At 65.1% G+C, this 1,990-nt stretch carries 1 protein-coding gene; it reads left to right on the plus strand.

Annotated elements, in window-relative coordinates; genetic code table 11:
* On the plus strand, positions 1–1,990 hold a 1,990-nt coding region (gene eccCa, locus LI92_RS21055; protein WP_046322408.1), incomplete at both ends, for a type VII secretion protein EccCa.

A 1,990-nucleotide genomic window follows, 5' to 3' on the forward strand; every position in this document is an offset into this window, starting at 1 on the left:
TTGATTGTGGGCATGGTGATTGCCATGGTCGCGACGGGGATGCGGTTGGTGTCTCCGGTGATGTTGTTCTTCCCGTTTGCGTTGTTGGTGGCGGCGGCCGGGATTTATCGGGGCGGGGATAAGAAGACGCGCACCGTGGAGATCGATGCCGAGCGGGCCGATTATCTGCGGTATCTGTCGGTGGTTCGGGACAACATTCGCGGTGCTGCGGCTAAGCAGCGGGCGGCGGCGCAGTGGTCGCATCCGGATCCGGTGGATTTGGTGGCGGTGCCGGGTTCGCGGCGGCAGTGGGAGCGCGATCCGCACGACGAGGATTTCCTGGTGGTGCGGGTGGGCCGGCATGCGGTGCCGTTGGCCAGTGCGGTGCGGGTGGCCGATATCGCCGATGAGATTGATCTGGAGCCGGTCTCGCACAGTGCGTTGCGCAGCCTGCTCGACACTCAGCGCACGGTGCGGGATGTGCCGGTGGGTGTGGATGTGGGCAAGTTGTCGCGGGTGACGGTGCTCGGTGAGGGCGATGACGGCGCTGATGAGGTGCGGGCGGCGTTGCGGGCGTGGGTGGTGCAGGCGGTGACTTGGCATGACCCGACGGTGTTGGGGGTGGCGTTGGCGTCACCGGAGTTGGAGTCGCCGGCGTGGTCGTGGTTGAAGTGGTTGCCGCACGCCGATATCGCCGGCTCTGTCGATGGGGTGGGCCCAGCCCGCTACTTGGCCTCGTCTGCCGAGGAGTTGGTGGGGTTGTTGGGCCCGGAGTTGGCCTCGCGTGGGCCTTTCACCGGTGAGGCCGGGGAGACGGCCCGGCATCTGTTGGTCATTGTCGATGACTCGGATTTCGATGTGGCGGGTTCGGTGTTGGGGGCCGCGCGGGCCGGGGTGACGGTGGTGCAGCGGGCGGTGGTGGCGCCGCATCGTGAGCAGTACGCCGATCCTGAGCGCCCGATCCTGCGCCTGACTGCCGGTGGGGTGGCGTTGGATCGGTGGCAGGGCGCGGCGGGCTGGGTGCGGTATGTCGATGCCGCGGACGCGTTGGGGGCAGCTGATGCTGCGCATGTGGCGCGGCGGCTGTCGCGTTGGGATTCCAATCCCACCCATGCCGGGTTGCGGTCGGCGGGCACGCGGGGGGCGACGTTCACCACGTTGTTGGGGATCGCTGATGCTTCGCGGTTGGATGTGCCGGCGTTGTGGGCCCCGCGCAGTCGTGAGGAGGAGTTGCGGGTCCCGATCGGGGTGACTGCGACCGGTGAGCCGTTGTACTTCGATCTCAAGGATGAGGCCGAGGGCGGGATGGGCCCGCACGGGTTGATGATCGGTATGACCGGCTCGGGTAAGTCGCAGACGTTGATGTCGATCCTGTTGTCGTTGTTGACCACGCATTCGGCGGATCGGTTGATTGTGATCTACGCCGACTTCAAGGGCGAGGCCGGCGCGGACATTTTCCGGCATTTCCCGCAGGTGGTGGCGGTGATCTCGAACATGGCCGAGAAGCGCTCGTTGGCCGATCGGTTCGCCGACACCTTGCGTGGTGAGGTGGCGCGGCGGGAGTTGTTGCTGCGCGAGGCCGGCCGGCGGGTGCAGGGCAGTGCGTTTAACTCGGTGACTGAGTATGAGGCGGCGATCGCGGCCGGTCATGATCTGGCGCCGATCCCGACGTTGTTCATCGTGGCCGATGAGTTCACGTTGATGCTGGCCGATCACCCCGAGTATGCGGAGTTGTTCGATTATGTGGCCCGCAAGGGGCGTTCGTTCCGGATTCATATTCTGTTCGCGTCGCAGACTTTGGATGTCGGCAAGATCAAAGACATCGACAAGAACACCTCGTATCGGATCGGGTTGAAGGTCGCTTCCCCGAGCGTGTCGCGGCAGATCATCGGTGTTGAGGACGCCTATCACATCGAGTCGGGTAAAGAGCACAAAGGTGAGGGCTTTTTGGTGCCGGCCCCGGGGGCGGCGCCGATCAAGTTCCGCTCCACCTATGTCGACGGGATCTATG

This window comes from Mycobacterium sp. UM_Kg1 (assembly GCF_000972925.1).
Classification (GTDB): Bacteria; Actinomycetota; Actinomycetes; order Mycobacteriales; family Mycobacteriaceae; genus Mycobacterium; species Mycobacterium hiberniae.